Annotated in this window: 13 protein-coding genes and 1 riboswitch; of the genes, 8 read left to right on the forward strand and 5 right to left on the reverse strand. The window is 71.7% G+C overall.

Translation table 11 applies throughout. The annotated features are described in order from the left end of the window. Positions 1-2: 2 nt before the first annotated feature. Complete coding sequence (locus OF380_RS11620) at positions 3-854, reverse strand: alpha/beta hydrolase (RefSeq protein WP_264050912.1); 852 nt, start codon at positions 852-854, stop codon at positions 3-5. Positions 855-1,087: 233 nt separating this feature from the next. On the opposite strand from OF380_RS11620, the gene OF380_RS11625 reads away from it, so the two are divergent. From OF380_RS11625 to OF380_RS11635, 3 genes are all read left to right on the forward strand, one after another. Beyond that, positions 1,088-1,828, forward strand: a complete 741-nt coding sequence (locus tag OF380_RS11625; RefSeq protein ID WP_264050913.1) for a zinc metalloprotease — start codon at positions 1,088-1,090, stop codon at positions 1,826-1,828. 176 nt (positions 1,829-2,004) lie between these two features. Further along, a complete protein-coding gene (locus OF380_RS11630) occupies positions 2,005-2,217 on the forward strand; it encodes a hypothetical protein (protein WP_264050914.1) in 213 nt (70 codons plus the stop codon). A 140-nt stretch (positions 2,218-2,357) separates the two neighbouring features. Next, positions 2,358-2,612 carry a hypothetical protein gene (locus OF380_RS11635; RefSeq protein WP_264050915.1) on the forward strand — a complete coding sequence of 85 codons (255 nt, stop codon included), beginning with the start codon at positions 2,358-2,360 and terminating at the stop codon, positions 2,610-2,612. A gap of 74 nt (positions 2,613-2,686) precedes the next feature. On the opposite strand, the gene OF380_RS11640 is transcribed toward OF380_RS11635, so the two are convergent. Next, a complete protein-coding gene (locus OF380_RS11640; protein ID WP_264050917.1) occupies positions 2,687-3,367 on the reverse strand; it encodes a BA14K family protein in 681 nt (226 codons plus the stop codon). A 149-nt stretch (positions 3,368-3,516) separates the two neighbouring features. Next, a riboswitch (TPP riboswitch) is annotated at positions 3,517-3,625 on the forward strand. Positions 3,626-3,705: 80 nt separating this feature from the next. Between OF380_RS11640 and thiC the strand changes: the two genes are divergently transcribed. After that, positions 3,706-5,598 carry a phosphomethylpyrimidine synthase ThiC gene (gene thiC, locus OF380_RS11645; RefSeq protein ID WP_318784614.1) on the forward strand — a complete coding sequence of 631 codons (1,893 nt, stop codon included), beginning with the start codon at positions 3,706-3,708 and terminating at the stop codon, positions 5,596-5,598. 41 nt (positions 5,599-5,639) lie between these two features. On the opposite strand, the gene OF380_RS11650 is transcribed toward thiC, so the two are convergent. Continuing rightward, complete coding sequence (locus OF380_RS11650) at positions 5,640-7,535, reverse strand: Y-family DNA polymerase (protein ID WP_264050918.1); 1,896 nt, start codon at positions 7,533-7,535, stop codon at positions 5,640-5,642. Continuing rightward, entirely contained in the window at positions 7,432-8,265 is an 834-nt protein-coding gene (locus OF380_RS11655; protein ID WP_264050919.1) for an ImuA family protein, read from the reverse strand. The genes OF380_RS11650 and OF380_RS11655 overlap by 104 nt, the downstream gene beginning before the upstream one ends. Positions 8,266-8,520: 255 nt before the next feature. Here OF380_RS11655 and OF380_RS11660 point away from each other — a divergent pair, with 255 nt between their 5' ends. From OF380_RS11660 to OF380_RS11675, 4 genes are all read left to right on the forward strand, one after another. Continuing rightward, positions 8,521-9,417 (forward strand): collagen-like protein, encoded by an 897-nt coding sequence (locus OF380_RS11660; RefSeq protein WP_264050920.1) that lies wholly within the window; start codon positions 8,521-8,523, stop codon positions 9,415-9,417. Positions 9,418-9,576: 159 nt separating this feature from the next. Beyond that, positions 9,577-10,302: a molecular chaperone DjiA gene (locus OF380_RS11665; protein ID WP_264050921.1), complete on the forward strand. Its 726-nt coding sequence runs from the start codon at positions 9,577-9,579 to the stop codon at positions 10,300-10,302. After that, positions 10,299-11,057, forward strand: a complete 759-nt coding sequence (locus OF380_RS11670; protein WP_264050922.1) for an N-acetylmuramoyl-L-alanine amidase — start codon at positions 10,299-10,301, stop codon at positions 11,055-11,057. Before OF380_RS11665 ends, OF380_RS11670 begins: the two co-directional genes overlap by 4 nt. Before the next feature lie 34 nt (positions 11,058-11,091). After that, complete coding sequence (locus OF380_RS11675) at positions 11,092-11,814, forward strand: hypothetical protein (RefSeq protein ID WP_264050923.1); 723 nt, start codon at positions 11,092-11,094, stop codon at positions 11,812-11,814. Between the two features lie 178 nt (positions 11,815-11,992). On the opposite strand, the gene OF380_RS11680 is transcribed toward OF380_RS11675, so the two are convergent. After that, positions 11,993-13,018 (reverse strand): TerC family protein, encoded by a 1,026-nt coding sequence (locus OF380_RS11680; RefSeq protein ID WP_264050924.1) that lies wholly within the window; start codon positions 13,016-13,018, stop codon positions 11,993-11,995. Positions 13,019-13,177: the final 159 nt, after the last annotated feature.

Genomic DNA, 13,177 nt, shown 5'->3' on the forward strand with positions numbered 1-13,177 from the left:
CCCTAAGGTGCCTGCGCGGACGCGTGACGGCAGGGCGTGGCCGAGCTGTCCGCCGGGCGGAACAGGGCCTCCGCCTCCGCGTCCTGCGCGCCGAGGATCGAGACGTGGTCGCCGTCAAGGACGACGAGGCGGACGCGCGCGCCGCCCCGCTCGGCCAAGCGCCGGGCATGCGACAGGGGTACGACCCGGTCTCGGGTGCCGTGGACGATCAGGACCGGGCCGCCGGCTTGTCCGAGGCGCTCATCCGAGCGGAAGGTGTCGCGCAGCAGGAGGCCGGTCGGCAGGTAGGGAAAGCGGGCCGCCGCCACCGCTGCGAGAGAATCGAACGGCGCCTCCAGGTAGAGGCCGAGATGCGGCACCGATGCCGCGGCCGCCACCGCCACGGCGGCACCGAGGGAATGGCCGTGCAGCAGCACCGGGGCCCCAGGGGCCCGCGCCGCGATCGCCCCGTAGGCCGCGGCGGCATCGGCGATCAGCCCGTCCTCGCTCGGGCTGCCCGTCGAGCCCGGATAGCCCCGATAGGCGATGGCGAGCAGACCCCAGCCCCGGTCCCGCCAGGGCGCGCCGGCAAAGCGCGCGGCCGCCGGCTCGGGCCGCGAGCCGTTGCCGTGGAAGCTGAGGACCACGGCGCAGCCCGGGGCGGGCGGGCGCCAGAAGCCGAGGAGGCGCTCGCCATCCGCAGTTTCCAGGCTGATCGCCTGCGTTCCGGCTGGGGCCTCGCGGCTCGAGGCGGGCGCGGGGCTGCGGAACGCGCCCGGATAGATCAGGTGGCGCTGGAACACGCCGAGCAGGAGCAGCACGACCGCGTAGAGCGCCAGCGGCACCGTGAGGAGGAGCGAGAGGAGGAAGCGCATGCGTCCGGGCTCGAGGGCGTTCCAGCGATGGAGCCGTGATCCCGGTGGCCAGGAGGGGTCCGGAAGGAACCCCGTAGCTAGGGACTGGACATTGGCGTGTCACCAGCGATGTTGCGTCGCGTGATAGCCCTGGCTCCCTTCCCCCTCCCAGATCCCGCGAGCGGGACCTCCCCTCGTACCGCGCGGACGCCCTGCCGACGCGCGGGGGACCGTCCGGCCGCGCCGGGCCTCGCATGAGCGGGACCCCACGCGAGGCGGTGATCGGCCTCAGCGCCAATGTGCTCCTCGTCGGCCTGATCGTCGGCGTCCTCGGCTTCGGCATCGGCGCCGGGGCCCTGGATGGGTCGGGGGCGGCCTTCAGCTTCGTGATGGCGGTGTGGGTCCTGGGCCTGTGCGTGCATGCGTTCGGCCATGCTCTCGCGGCGCGGCGCTGGGGCCTGCCCGGGACCGAGGCCCTGACCCTCGATCCAAGGCGCCTGCCCAATCGCGTGGCGACCCTGCTCCTGCCGGTCGTCCTCACGGTCCTGGCCGGGTTCGGCTTTCCCGGCGGGGTGTCCGATGCGGCGACCGAACCCGACCCGGGGCGGCGTTCGGCGACGGCCCTGGCGGGACCGGCGATGAGCCTCGCCTTCCTGCTCTTACTCGCCGCCCTCTACGCGCTGGCGCGTCCCGAGGCCGAGACCCTGCGGGCGGTGCTCGCGGTCTCGGTCCTCTTCCAGGGTACCGCCCTCATCCTCGGCCTGATGCCGGTGCCGGGACTCGACGGCTACGACATCCTTCGCCCCTGGCTCCCCAACGCCTGGGCCTGGACGGAGCGGATGGCCCGGCACTCCGGGTTCGTGCTGCTGGGACTGTTCCTCGTCTCCAGCGCCTTCAGCCGCCCGCTCTTCGGCGCCAGCCTGCGCCTGACCGCCGCCCTCGCGATCGATCTCTCCGACGTGATCGCCGGCTACCGGCTCATCCGCCTCTGGTGAAGAATGGGCAGCCCGCTTCACGGAGAATGTGAGATCGCTCAGTACAGAAATGGTCTCGCGAGCTTGTGACCGCTGCCGTATGCTGTCGTACGATAGGGAGCCGACGCGGGCGTCCTGGTCCGGGCCGATTCTGACGCGCATTGCGCGGAGGCGATCCTTCACGCGAACAGTTGGTCATGACGGACGCCGCACCAGCCCAGATGCCACCGAACTCCTACCGCGTGCGCCTGCTGGATGGGGCCGGCCGCGTGCTGCGCACGAAGGTCATCCCAGCCCGCGACGAGGCCGAGGCCATCGAGCGGGCACGGGCCTTCATGGATGGCCGGTCCGTCGAGCTCTGGGCGGGGGATCGCCTGGTGCTGCGCCTCGACGCATCCGATCCCGCTTGAGCTGACGGTCCACTGCGATCCGTGGGACAGCCGCCCGGGCCAGGGCGCAAAACCACTGTCCCGCCGCGTGAAACCTGATTAGGTGCACGCCGGATTCGGACCGGGCCGTTGGCGTGCCTCGGGGCCGCTGGAGACCCCTCATGGCCCTCAAGACGACTTTCCTGGTCCAGACCTTCGTGCTGAAGCGCAAGCGGCTCACCCCCGGCGACCGGGAGGTCGCCGTCACCGAGAGCGGTGCCCTCAAGAAGGCCGAGGCCATGGCCGCGCGCTTTCCCGGGACCGCCGCGATCAAGGTCGTGGCCGACGACGAGACGGGGGAGCTGGAGAGCGCCGCCATCCTGGCGAGCTTCGGCGAGGTGCCGGACGATTTCGCCGAGAGCCTCCAGGGGGGCTGAGGGACCCGAATCGACAGAAGGCCCCGCCCGCGCGGGGCGGGCGAGGCCTTCGATTCCGTGTGGCCGGTCAGCCGTTACGGGCAGGCGTGGCGCTGGCCGTCATTGCCGAGATAGGTCCCGCTGCGGCGGTCGTAGGACCGGAAGCGCTGGACGCAATAGGCGACGTCGTTGCCGGTCGGGGCGACCTCGGTGGTGGTCTCAGTACCGTAGCCGGCCGGGGCATAGCCGCCGCCGTAACCCGTGCCGTACCCTCCGTAACCACCCCCGTAATAGGCTGGTGCGTAGCCGCCGGCGTAGTAATCGTCGCCGTAATAGCCGCCATAGGCGCTGCCGAGGCCGTAGCCGATGCCGGCGCCCGCCAGCCCGAGGCCGACACCGAGCCCGATGCCGCCATAGCCACGACGGTAGCCATAGCCCCGCCCGCCGTAGCCGGCCCGGTTGAAGCCGCCGCGATTGAACCCGGCGACGCCGCCCCGGAAGCCCCTGCCGCCGGCCAGCCCAACGCCGCCACCGAAGCCGGCGCGGTTGAAGCCGCCGCCGCCGAGACCGTTGCCCCGGAAGCCGCCGCCCGCGAGGCCGCCCCGGAAACCACCGCCACCGAGGCCGCCCCGGAAGCCGCCACCGCCGAGCCCACCACCGTGGAACCCGCCGCCACCGCCCCGGAAGCCACCGCCGCCCGGACGGGCATCGGCGGTCACGGGAATCATCGCGAGGGCGCCGACCAGGGCGGCCGACGCCAGAAGAATGCGCTTCATGGGAGAACCTGTGGTTTGTGCGCCGGCCCAGACGGCCGGACTCGTGGGGGGAAAACGCCGGCCTCGTCCGTAAAGTTCGTTCAGGCGCAGTTTCCGCGTCGGTTTGTCAGTGCGGCGATTGACAAAGCCGCTCGGGAGATCGAACCTGGAACCATTCCGAGGGGAGCCCCGAGTCCGGGGGCTGAGATTGGGCGCGTCGCCCCGACCCTTGAACCTGATCCGGTTCGTACCGGCGGAGGGACGGGAATCCTCTTAAAAACGGCGCGCCCGCACAAGCGTCGTCCCATCCAGAGCCGTCGTCCCCGAACCGGATCGCCTCCAACGCCAGGAGCGAACCGATGAATGCACCCGTTCTCCCGAAGGATCTGCCGCAGGGCCCGCCGCAGGCGGTGACCACGGGCCCGATCATGGGCTCGCGCAAGGTCTATGCGGCGGTCGCCGGCCATGACGACGTGCGGGTGCCGTTCCGCGAGATTACCCTCAGCGATCCGAAGGAGGCCCCCGTGCGGGTCTACGACCCGTCCGGCCCCTACACGGAGACGGATGCGCGGATCGACCTCCATGCCGGCCTGCCCCTGGTGCGCGAGCCCTGGATCGCCCGGCGCGGCTACGCCACGGTGACGCCCCGCGCGGTCAAGCCCGAGGACAACGGCTTCGTGCCCGAGGACAAGCTCGTGGCCCCGTGTCCGGCCACCCGCGAGATCCGCAAGGCCGGCCCCGGCCAGATGGTGACGCAGTACGAGTTCGCCCGCGCCGGCATCATCACCGAGGAGATGATCTACGTCGCCCACCGCGAAAACCTCGCCCGCGAGACGATGCTCGAAGGCGCGCAGGCGGCGCTTGCCGACGGCAACAGCTTCGGCGCCTCCCTGCCGGGCTTCATCACGCCCGAGTTCGTGCGCGACGAGGTGGCCCGCGGCCGCGCGATCATCCCGGCCAACATCAACCACCCCGAGGTGGAGCCGATGGCGATCGGCCGGAACTTCCTCGTGAAGATCAACGCCAACATCGGCAATTCGGCCGTGACCTCGTCCGCCGCGGAGGAAGTCGAGAAGCTGGTCTGGGCGACCCGCTGGGGCGCCGACACGGTGATGGACCTGTCCACCGGCCGCAACATCCACAACATCCGCTCGTGGATCGTGCGCAACTCGCCGGTCCCGATCGGCACGGTGCCGATCTACCAGGCGCTGGAGAAGGTGGGCGGCGATCCGCTGAAGCTCGACTGGGAGGTCTTCAAGGATACCCTCATCGAGCAGGCCGAGCAGGGCATCGACTACTTCACCATCCATGCGGGCGTCCGCCTCGCCCACGTGCCGCTCACCGCGCGCCGGGTCACCGGCATCGTGAGCCGGGGCGGCTCGATCATGGCGCGCTGGTGCCTCGCCGGGCACCGCGAATCGTTCCTCTACGAGCGCTTCGACGAGATCTGCGACATCATGCGGGCCTACGACGTGTCGTTCTCGCTGGGCGACGGCCTGCGTCCCGGCTCCATCGCGGATGCCAACGACGCCGCGCAGTTCGCCGAACTGGAGACGCTCGGTGCGCTGACGAAAATCGCCTGGGACAAGGGCTGCCAGACCATGATCGAGGGCCCCGGCCACGTGCCGATGCACAAGATCAAGGTGAACATGGAAAAGCAGCTGGAGGAGTGCGGCGAGGCGCCGTTCTACACCCTCGGCCCGCTGACCACCGACATCGCGCCGGGCTACGACCACATCACGTCCGGCATCGGCGCGGCCATGATCGGCTGGTTCGGCTGCGCCATGCTCTGCTACGTCACGCCGAAGGAGCATCTCGGCCTGCCCAACCGCGACGACGTCAAGGAAGGCGTGATCACCTACAAGATCGCCGCCCATGCCGCCGATCTCGCCAAGGGCCACCCGGCGGCGCAGCTGCGCGACGACGCCCTCTCCCGCGCCCGGTTCGATTTCCGCTGGGAGGACCAGTTCAACCTGTCGCTCGATCCCGACACGGCGCGCGCCTACCACGACGAGACCCTGCCGAAGGACGCCCACAAGGTCGCGCATTTCTGCTCGATGTGCGGCCCGAAATTCTGCTCGATGAAGATCACGCAGGATCTGCGCGCCGAGGTTCTGGCGATGGAGGCGGCGGGTCAGGTGCTCGGCGAGGCGAAGCCCATGAGCGAGGCGGAGCGCGCGGCCGGCATGGCGGCGAAGTCCGCCGAGTTCCAGGCGGAGGGCGGCAAGCTCTACGTCGACGCGGCGGAGTAGGTATCCCCGCCCCGGGTCGGCCGAGGTCGACCCGGGAAAACTCATGCGAACAGCCCGTGCACGAACCAGCGCGCGGGCGTGTCCATGGTGAGGAAGCCCTCGCGGTAGACCCAGAGGCGGCGGCCGGCCTCGTCCTCCACCACGTAATAATCCCGCGTCGGCCCGGGCGCCCGCCACCATTCGTCGGCGATGCGCTCGGGGCCGTCCGCATGGGCGACGCGGTGAACGCGGCGGCGCCAGCGGAAACGATGGGGCGGCCCGTCGGGGGCGAGTGCGATCACGTCCTCTGCGACCTCGCCTCGGCGCAGGAGCACGAGGGGGCGGGGCGGCAGGCGGGGGACGCTCCCGTCGGGGTTCGGGCGGCCCGTGCGCCAGGGCTCCGCCGTCCCGGCCTGCTCGGGCAGGTGGCTCGCGCGGAAGCCGAGCCGCATCATCCGCCGGCCGATGCGCTGGCGCAGGGCATCGCCCAGATGTTCGGCTCCTTCGGCAGCGCCGGGCGCCTCCACCAGTATTCCCTGATGCGCCGCGATCGTGCCCGTGGCGGTCACCGCGAGCTCTACGGTCTCGAAGCCGAAGCCGGCATCGAGGGCTGGGCCGAGGCGGTCGAGACGCAGGGCGAGTAGGCGCGCGACCTGGGCCGGGCAGCGGATCGGCAGGCTCATCCCGAGGTCGAGGGTGCGCACCACCCCATCGACCCGGGTCAGGGACAGCCGCAGCGCCCGCGCACCGAGGCCGGCCGCGTCCAGTCGGGGCGCCAGTTCCTCCATCAGCCGCGTGGCCGTGGCGACGATGGTTTCCGGCTGTCCGATCGGTTCGAGGAAGCCGCGCGCAGCCTGGAAATCCCGCGGGTCCCCGGTGGTGACGAGGGGTTCGGGCCGATGGCCGAGGGCCTGGTCGAGCCGCAGGAGCAGGGCCTCGCCGAAGCGCCGGGCCAGCGGCGCCCGGGGCGCGGCGGCGAGGTCGCCGATCCGTCGCAGGCCAAGGCGAGCCAGGGCCTGCGCCGTGGCGGGGTCGAGGCGCAGGGCCGCGACGGGCAGGGCGTGCAGCGCCCGGGCGTTGCCTCCGACCGGAACCAAGATATGCGGGCCACGCCAGTGTTCCCCCGGATACGGCGCGGTCCGGCCTCCCGATGGAAGATCCAGGGCGCCACGAGAGTCGCCGTCCTGGCAGACCAACGAATTTGCGCCCTTCGGGCTGCGCCGGGGAGCATCGCCAGATCGGATGCCGACGAGGCTCCGATCGTCCGCCAGAGGCGCAACCGTGCCCCCTCTCCTGGAAGGAGAGGGCTGGGGTGAGGTGTGTGCGCTTTCCGGAGATGGACCACACCTCACCCTGTCCCTCTCCTTCCGGGAGAGGGGACCCGCGCTGCCCGTCGGATGCGTGAAACCCGTCGTTTCGTCCGGGACAGGGGGCGCGACCAGTCCGCCTCCGCCGTGGCGGGCCAGGGCGAAGGCGCAGGCGGGCGTGTCGGCGAGCGCGATCCGGGCCGGGATCGCGTGCTCGGCGAGCCGCCGGGCGAGATCGGCCAGCAGGGCGGCCTCGCCGCCGAGCAGGTGGCTCGCCCCCGCGATGTCGAGGAAGAAGCCGTCCCCGCCCTCCGCCGGACCGAAGGGGGCGACGACGGGGGTGTAGCGCTTGGCCCAGAGGCAGAGCCGGTGCAGGGCGGCGGCATCCGCCTCTGGGTCGCCGGCATGGACGGCGATGGGCGTGCCGATTCGTGCGCGGGCCCGCGCCAGGGTCTCGCCGGGGGCGAGGCCGAGGGCGCGGGCGAAGGGATCCACCGCGATCAGGCGCAGGCCGTTGGCCTCCATCGCGGCCACCACCATCGGGCCGTCATCGGACGCGCCGGAGGCGCCGCTCTCCGAGGGGCTCGCCCGGGCCCGCCTCAGCCGCGTGATCGGCCAATGCTCCAGCCAGACCGAAACGATGCGCGGCATGATCCCACTCCAGGAGCCAGTGTCCGGTCCGCCCGTTGCGGCTCCGCTCGAGGGTGGCCTGCCAGCACGGCCGCTCGATGCAGCCGAAGCGGTCACGCAGGGCCTTGCCGGCGGCGATGCGCCAGCGCGTCGTCGCCACGTTGGGGCTCTCCGCCCCGGGTGGGCGCAGGACGAGGAGCAGCAGATCCGTGTGCCCGGCCGCCAAGTGGAGCCGCCGGCTCTGGGCCAGGGGCAGGGCGGCGTCCACGAGACCGGCCACGGCGGCCAGCCCCTGCGCGCGCAGGGCCTCTTCCAGGGCGCGGTAGGCGTCGCCGTCGCTGCCGACCTCGAACAGCAGCAGGCGCCCCGGGTCGAGCCCGAGCCCGGCCAGTCCATGTCCGTAGGGGAGGGGATGGCCCTGGCCCGCCACGAGGAGCGCCTCGCCCCGCACGCGGGCGAGGTGGCGCGCCACCAGCGCCAGGGCGAAGCCGAGGGCCGCCGGCTCATCGCCCGCCGCCAGGGGAGAGATCTCGTGCAACTGCCCGAGAGCGAGCCCCCCGCCCGCGAGACGTGCGTCGACATCGTGGATCCCGAGGGGCAGGGCACCCCGCGCGATGCGGGTATCCTCCTGTGCCGCCACGCGGGCCCGCAGGGCCGCCAGATCCACCGGCAGGCCGTCCGCCGCCCGCGGACGCGTCCGTTCCGATGCTTCCGTCGGGGGATCGGGAGGTTCTTCGGGTCTGTGACGCATCGGCTCCGCTCCTGTCCCTTCACGATAGGAACAAAGCATGAACACACTCAACCGGTTTCCGGGAGCGTCGGGATTTTTTCGGGTGGCCAACGCGTTGGCCTGTGGATGCCTGTGGACAGGTGTGGATAGGGCTTGCGCGCACCGATCCGGCCGTGAGGGGCGACACCCGACGCGCCGAAGCTTGACCCTGTGCCGTGGGCAGGGCAGCACACCTCACCTGCCGCGCAGCAGACGCGGACCAGCCGGGAGAACTCCATGCGCTTCGCTCGTGCCCTCGTGGTCCTGTCGGGCCTGATCACCGTCGCGGGGGCGCTGCCCGCCGCCGCGCAGCCGGCCCCGGAACAGTCCCGGCAAGGCCGGCCCGCGAACGACGCCGCCAAGGCCCGGCGCGCGCAGGGCGTGTCGCAGCCGATCCAGATCTACGACGCGCGCTTCGAGAACGGCGACCTGCGCATCTCCGGCAGCGTGCGCAAGGCCGGCACCGTGGTGGTGCTCGACGAGGACATCTCGGTGATCGCCGACAGCCGGGGCCGCTTCGTCTTCCGCCTGCCCTACGTGCCCACCAACTGCATCGCTCATCTCAAGGCGGGCGAGGACGAGCGCGAGGCGACGGTCGCCAATTGCGGCCCCGCCGGCCAACCCGGACCGAAGGGCGAACCCGGCCCCACCGGCCCGCAGGGCGTGACGGGTCCGCAGGGTTTGGCGGGCCTGCCCGGCACCCAGGGGCCTCAGGGCGAGGCTGGCCCGAAAGGTGAGACTGGCTCGAAGGGTGAGGCTGGGCCCAGGGGCGAGCCGGGTCCAAAGGGCGAGCCGGGTCCGAAGGGCGAGGCGGGCGCCATGGGCCAGCCCGGCGAGCGCGGACCGGCGGGCCCCGCCGGTGCGCCGGGCGCGAAGGGGTCTCCGGGGCAGAAGGGCGAGCCGGGTCAGGCGGGGCTCGCAGCCAGCGCGCCCGCCGCGCCGTTCCGGGTGGTGCGGCAGGAGACCTGCCCGGCCACGGGCTGCAGCGTGACCTGCGACGGCACCGAGATCCTGGCCTCCGCCCTCTGCCTCAAGGGCGGCAGCGCCATCGTGACGGCGGCGCCGGACGGGACCTTGAGCGCCGCCTGCCCCAGTGAGAGTCAGGGCCTGGTCGGCCTCTGCGCCCGGCGCTGAGCGCATCCCCTATCGCCGAAGCGGAGGCGTCCGGTGTAAGGACGCGCTCCGCTTCGCGCCGATCTCGATCCAGCCCCATGACGTTCTCGTGTTGACCAACCTTCTCGTGTTGACCCGCCCGTGTTTCATGACCGATCCCCGCACCCACGGGAGTTGCCGATGAGCGTGGGAATCTGGGGCAAGCTCGGGGGCGCCGGCCTCGGCCTGGCCATCGGCGGGCCCCTGGGCGGCCTCGTCGGCGGTGTCGCCGGACATTTCCTGTTGGATCGCGAGGGGGCGCTGTTCGGCGCCACCCCCCGGGATGTGGTCTTCACCACCGGACTCGTGGCGCTCGCCGCCAAGATGGCGAAATCCGACGGCGTGGTGACGCCGGCCGAGGTCGAGGCCTTCGCCAAGGTGGTGCAGGTGGATGAGCGGGCGCGGCCCGGCGTGCAGCGCCTGTTCGATCTGGCCAAGGGCACGGCGAACGGCTTCGAGGCCTATGCCCGGCAACTGGCCACCACCTTCCACGACGAGCCGGCCCTGCTGGAAGACGTGCTCGACGGCCTGTTCCACATCGCCAAGGCGGACGGCGCCATCCACGAGGCGGAGGAGCGTTATCTCCGCGCGGTGGCCGAGACCTTCGGCTACGACGAGGCCGCCTTCCGGCGCATCGCCGCCCGGCATGTCCGGCTCGCGGACGACCCCTACCTCGTACTGGGCCTCGACCCCGACGTGGACGACGCCGCCCTCAAGGCGGCGCACCGTGCCCTGGTGGTGGAGAACCACCCCGACCGCGCCATCGCCCGCGGCCTGCCGCCGGAGGCGGTGGCCATCGCCACGAGCCGCCTCGCCGCCATCAACGCGGCCTATGACCGGATCAGCGCCGAGCGGGGTCTCCGATGAAACCGACGCCCGAGAGCCCCGCCGCCACCAGCGTCCATCCCTCGCCGAATCACGGCGAGCGGCGCGGCGGGCCGGTGGACCTCCTCATCCTGCACTATACGGGCATGGAAAGCGCGGCCGCCGCCCTCCAGCGCCTCGCCAATCCGGTGGCGGAGGTCTCGGCCCACTACGTGGTGCTGGAGGACGGGCGCGTCGTGCAGATGGTGCCGGAGGGCCGCCGGGCCTGGCATGCCGGCCAGGCGTCCTGGGCGGGGATCAGCGACGTCAATTCGCGCTCGCTCGGCGTCGAGATCGTCAATGGCGGCCATGCGGGCGGCCTGCCGCCCTATCCGGAGCCACAGCTCGCGGCCGTGATCGCCCTGTGCGGCGACCTCGCGAAGCGCTGGAGCCTCGCCCCGCACCGGGTGCTCGCCCATTCCGACATCGCGCCCGAGCGCAAGGAGGATCCCGGCGAGCACTTTCCCTGGGAGCGGCTCGCCCGCGACGGCATCGGCCACTGGGTGCCCCCGGCCCCGATCCGGGACGGGCGCTTCTTCGCGCAAGGGGATGCGGGCCCGCCGATCGAGGCACTCCAGGCGATGTTCGCCCTCTACGGCTACGACCTGCCGGTGACCGGAACCTTCGACGCCCGCATGGCCGCGGTGGTGACGGCGTTCCAGCGCCATTTCCGGCCGGCCCGGGTCGACGGTGTCGCCGATGCCTCCACCATCACGACCCTGCGGGACCTGATCGCGGCACTACCGCGCCGAGGCTGAGAGACCACCCGCACAATCCCAGGGAGACATCCGCATGCCCCCACGCCGTGTCCCGAGCCTGGGCCTCTTCGGACTCGCGGTCCTCGTTGCCCCGGCGGCCGCGGCGCAACCGGCGGGCACCTGCCAGGGCACACCGGATTTCGAACAGCCCGCCGGCCTCGCCACCGTGATCGGCCCCGAGCGAGTCCCCTTCGTAAAGTCCCAGTGGCAGGACAGGACCTGCCCCTCGGTCGCCGCATCCTGCCGGGAGGCGGCCTACCTCGTGGCGGGCAACCGGGTGCTGGTGAACGGGACGCTGCGGGATTTCGCCTGCGCCACCTACCAGGGCGCCAAGGGCGCGACGCGCAGCGGATGGATTGCGCGGGCGGCCCTCAAGGCCGAGCCCGCCGCCGAACCGGGCCTGTCCGACTGGGCCGCAACCTGGGTGAGCGGACCCGAGCAGACCATCACCATCGTGCCGAAGGGCGACAGCCTCGTCCTCGTGGGCGAGGCGACCTACGGTCTGCAGGATCCGGATCGCGTGCGGCGCGGAGGCGTCCATCTCGGACAGTTCCAGGCCACGGCGCGGCCGACGGGCCCGAACCTTGCCTTCACCGAGGGGGAGGACGGTGGCCGGACGCGTCCCTATGGCCTGCCCGACGACTTGTCCTGCCAGGTCCGTCTCCGGCTGGTGCCGCCGTTCCTGCAGGCGCAGAGCAACACGGCCTGCGGCGGCATGAACGTCACCTTCTCGGGTCTCTACCAACGCAAGGACTGAAGCGCGGCGCAGAGACCTCGACGATCGCATGCCCGATCCGATCGATCCCTCCGGGATGGCGGGCCCGGGCTTTCGACGAACGCCGTGCGGGCCTGCCCGAAACGAGCTCCGGTTCGATCCAGCGGCGCCCGTATCGGACGCGCTCGCTCACGGGCGTGAGGAAGCGCGGATGGATCGCTCAAGCCCGGTGCTGCACGGCCCCGCCGCCATGTCCGTGCGCTTCCTCCGTCACCGCGCCGCGGGTGCGCCACAGGCTGTAGCTGACGCCGGCGATCAGGAAGACGACGGTGACGGCCAGCGACACCCACGGCGGCACGTGGACGAGGTCGAAGGTGTCGGCGACCACGATCTTTCCGCCGATGAAGATCAGGATGAACGCCAGTGCCGTCTTGAGATAGGCGAAGCGGTCCACCATCGCGGCCAGCGCGAAGTAGAGGGCGCGAAGCCCGAGGATCGCGAAGATGTTGGAGGTGTAGACCACGAAGGTGTCGGTGGTGATGGCGAAGATCGCCGGCACGCTGTCGACGGCGAAGATCACGTCGGCGCCGTTCACGAGGATCAGCGCCAGGGCCAGGGGCGTCAGCCAGAGGGCGGTCTTGCCGGTCTTCGGGTCGGGCTTGCGCACCACGAAGCGCTGCCCGTGCAGCTCGGGGGTGATGCGCAGGACGCGCTGCAAGAGGCGCACGGCCCGGTTCTCGCGGATGTCGCCCGGCTCCTCGTCCTTCGAGACCAGCATCTTCACGCCGGCGAAGATGAGGAAGGCCGCGAAGATCGACAGGACCCAGGCCGCCTGATGCACCAGGGCCGCGCCGAGGCCGATCATCAGGCCGCGCAGCAGCACGGCGGCGAGGATGCCCCAGACCAGCACGCGATGCTGCGAGGCGCGCGGGATGCCCAGTGAGGTGAGGATGACCGCAATGACGAAGACGTTGTCCATCGACAGCGACTTCTCGACCACGAGGCCGGCGACGTATTCCTGGCCCGCCTGCGGCCCGAGGTACCACCAGACCCAGCCGCCGAAGATCATCCCGAGGGTGAAGTAGAAGGCGGTGAGGAGAAGACTCTCCTTCACGCCGATCTCGTGGTTCTTGTCCCGGTGCAGCAGCCCGAGATCGAAAGCCAGCAACCCGGCGACCAGGGCGTGGAACCCGAGCCACATCCACACGGGCTTGCCGAGCCAGTCGTAATACAGAAAATCGATCATGACGCAGGACCGTCGATGCTTCTTGAGGAGAGAAAGCATCGGCTCCGACATCACGGAACGCAGCACACAGCGTCCCGCCAGAGGGGCCCGCAGCCGATGGGGCGCAGTTGGGGCTCGGAACCGGGCGAATCAAGGGCGGAGGGCCGCCACGCTTGACAG

Origin of the sequence: Methylobacterium sp. FF17 (genome assembly GCF_025813715.1) — a bacterium.
GTDB classification, from domain to species: Bacteria; Pseudomonadota; Alphaproteobacteria; order Rhizobiales; family Beijerinckiaceae; genus Methylobacterium; species Methylobacterium flocculans.

What these genes read in the sequence shown, in the direction of transcription:
- OF380_RS11620 (WP_264050912.1), bottom strand. Translation starts at nt 854, where the DNA reads ATGCGCTTCCTCCTCTCGCTCCTCCTCACGGTGCCGCTGGCGCTCTAC.
- OF380_RS11625 (WP_264050913.1), top strand. Translation starts at nt 1,088, where the DNA reads ATGAGCGGGACCCCACGCGAGGCGGTGATCGGCCTCAGCGCCAATGTG.
- OF380_RS11630 (WP_264050914.1), top strand. Translation starts at nt 2,005, where the DNA reads ATGACGGACGCCGCACCAGCCCAGATGCCACCGAACTCCTACCGCGTG.
- OF380_RS11635 (WP_264050915.1), top strand. Translation starts at nt 2,358, where the DNA reads ATGGCCCTCAAGACGACTTTCCTGGTCCAGACCTTCGTGCTGAAGCGC.
- OF380_RS11640 (WP_264050917.1), bottom strand. Translation starts at nt 3,367, where the DNA reads ATGAAGCGCATTCTTCTGGCGTCGGCCGCCCTGGTCGGCGCCCTCGCG.
- thiC (WP_318784614.1), top strand. Translation starts at nt 3,706, where the DNA reads ATGAATGCACCCGTTCTCCCGAAGGATCTGCCGCAGGGCCCGCCGCAG.
- OF380_RS11650 (WP_264050918.1), bottom strand. Translation starts at nt 7,535, where the DNA reads ATGCCGCGCATCGTTTCGGTCTGGCTGGAGCATTGGCCGATCACGCGG.
- OF380_RS11655 (WP_264050919.1), bottom strand. Translation starts at nt 8,265, where the DNA reads ATGCGTCACAGACCCGAAGAACCTCCCGATCCCCCGACGGAAGCATCG.
- OF380_RS11660 (WP_264050920.1), top strand. Translation starts at nt 8,521, where the DNA reads ATGCGCTTCGCTCGTGCCCTCGTGGTCCTGTCGGGCCTGATCACCGTC.
- OF380_RS11665 (WP_264050921.1), top strand. Translation starts at nt 9,577, where the DNA reads ATGAGCGTGGGAATCTGGGGCAAGCTCGGGGGCGCCGGCCTCGGCCTG.
- OF380_RS11670 (WP_264050922.1), top strand. Translation starts at nt 10,299, where the DNA reads ATGAAACCGACGCCCGAGAGCCCCGCCGCCACCAGCGTCCATCCCTCG.
- OF380_RS11675 (WP_264050923.1), top strand. Translation starts at nt 11,092, where the DNA reads ATGCCCCCACGCCGTGTCCCGAGCCTGGGCCTCTTCGGACTCGCGGTC.
- OF380_RS11680 (WP_264050924.1), bottom strand. Translation starts at nt 13,018, where the DNA reads ATGATCGATTTTCTGTATTACGACTGGCTCGGCAAGCCCGTGTGGATG.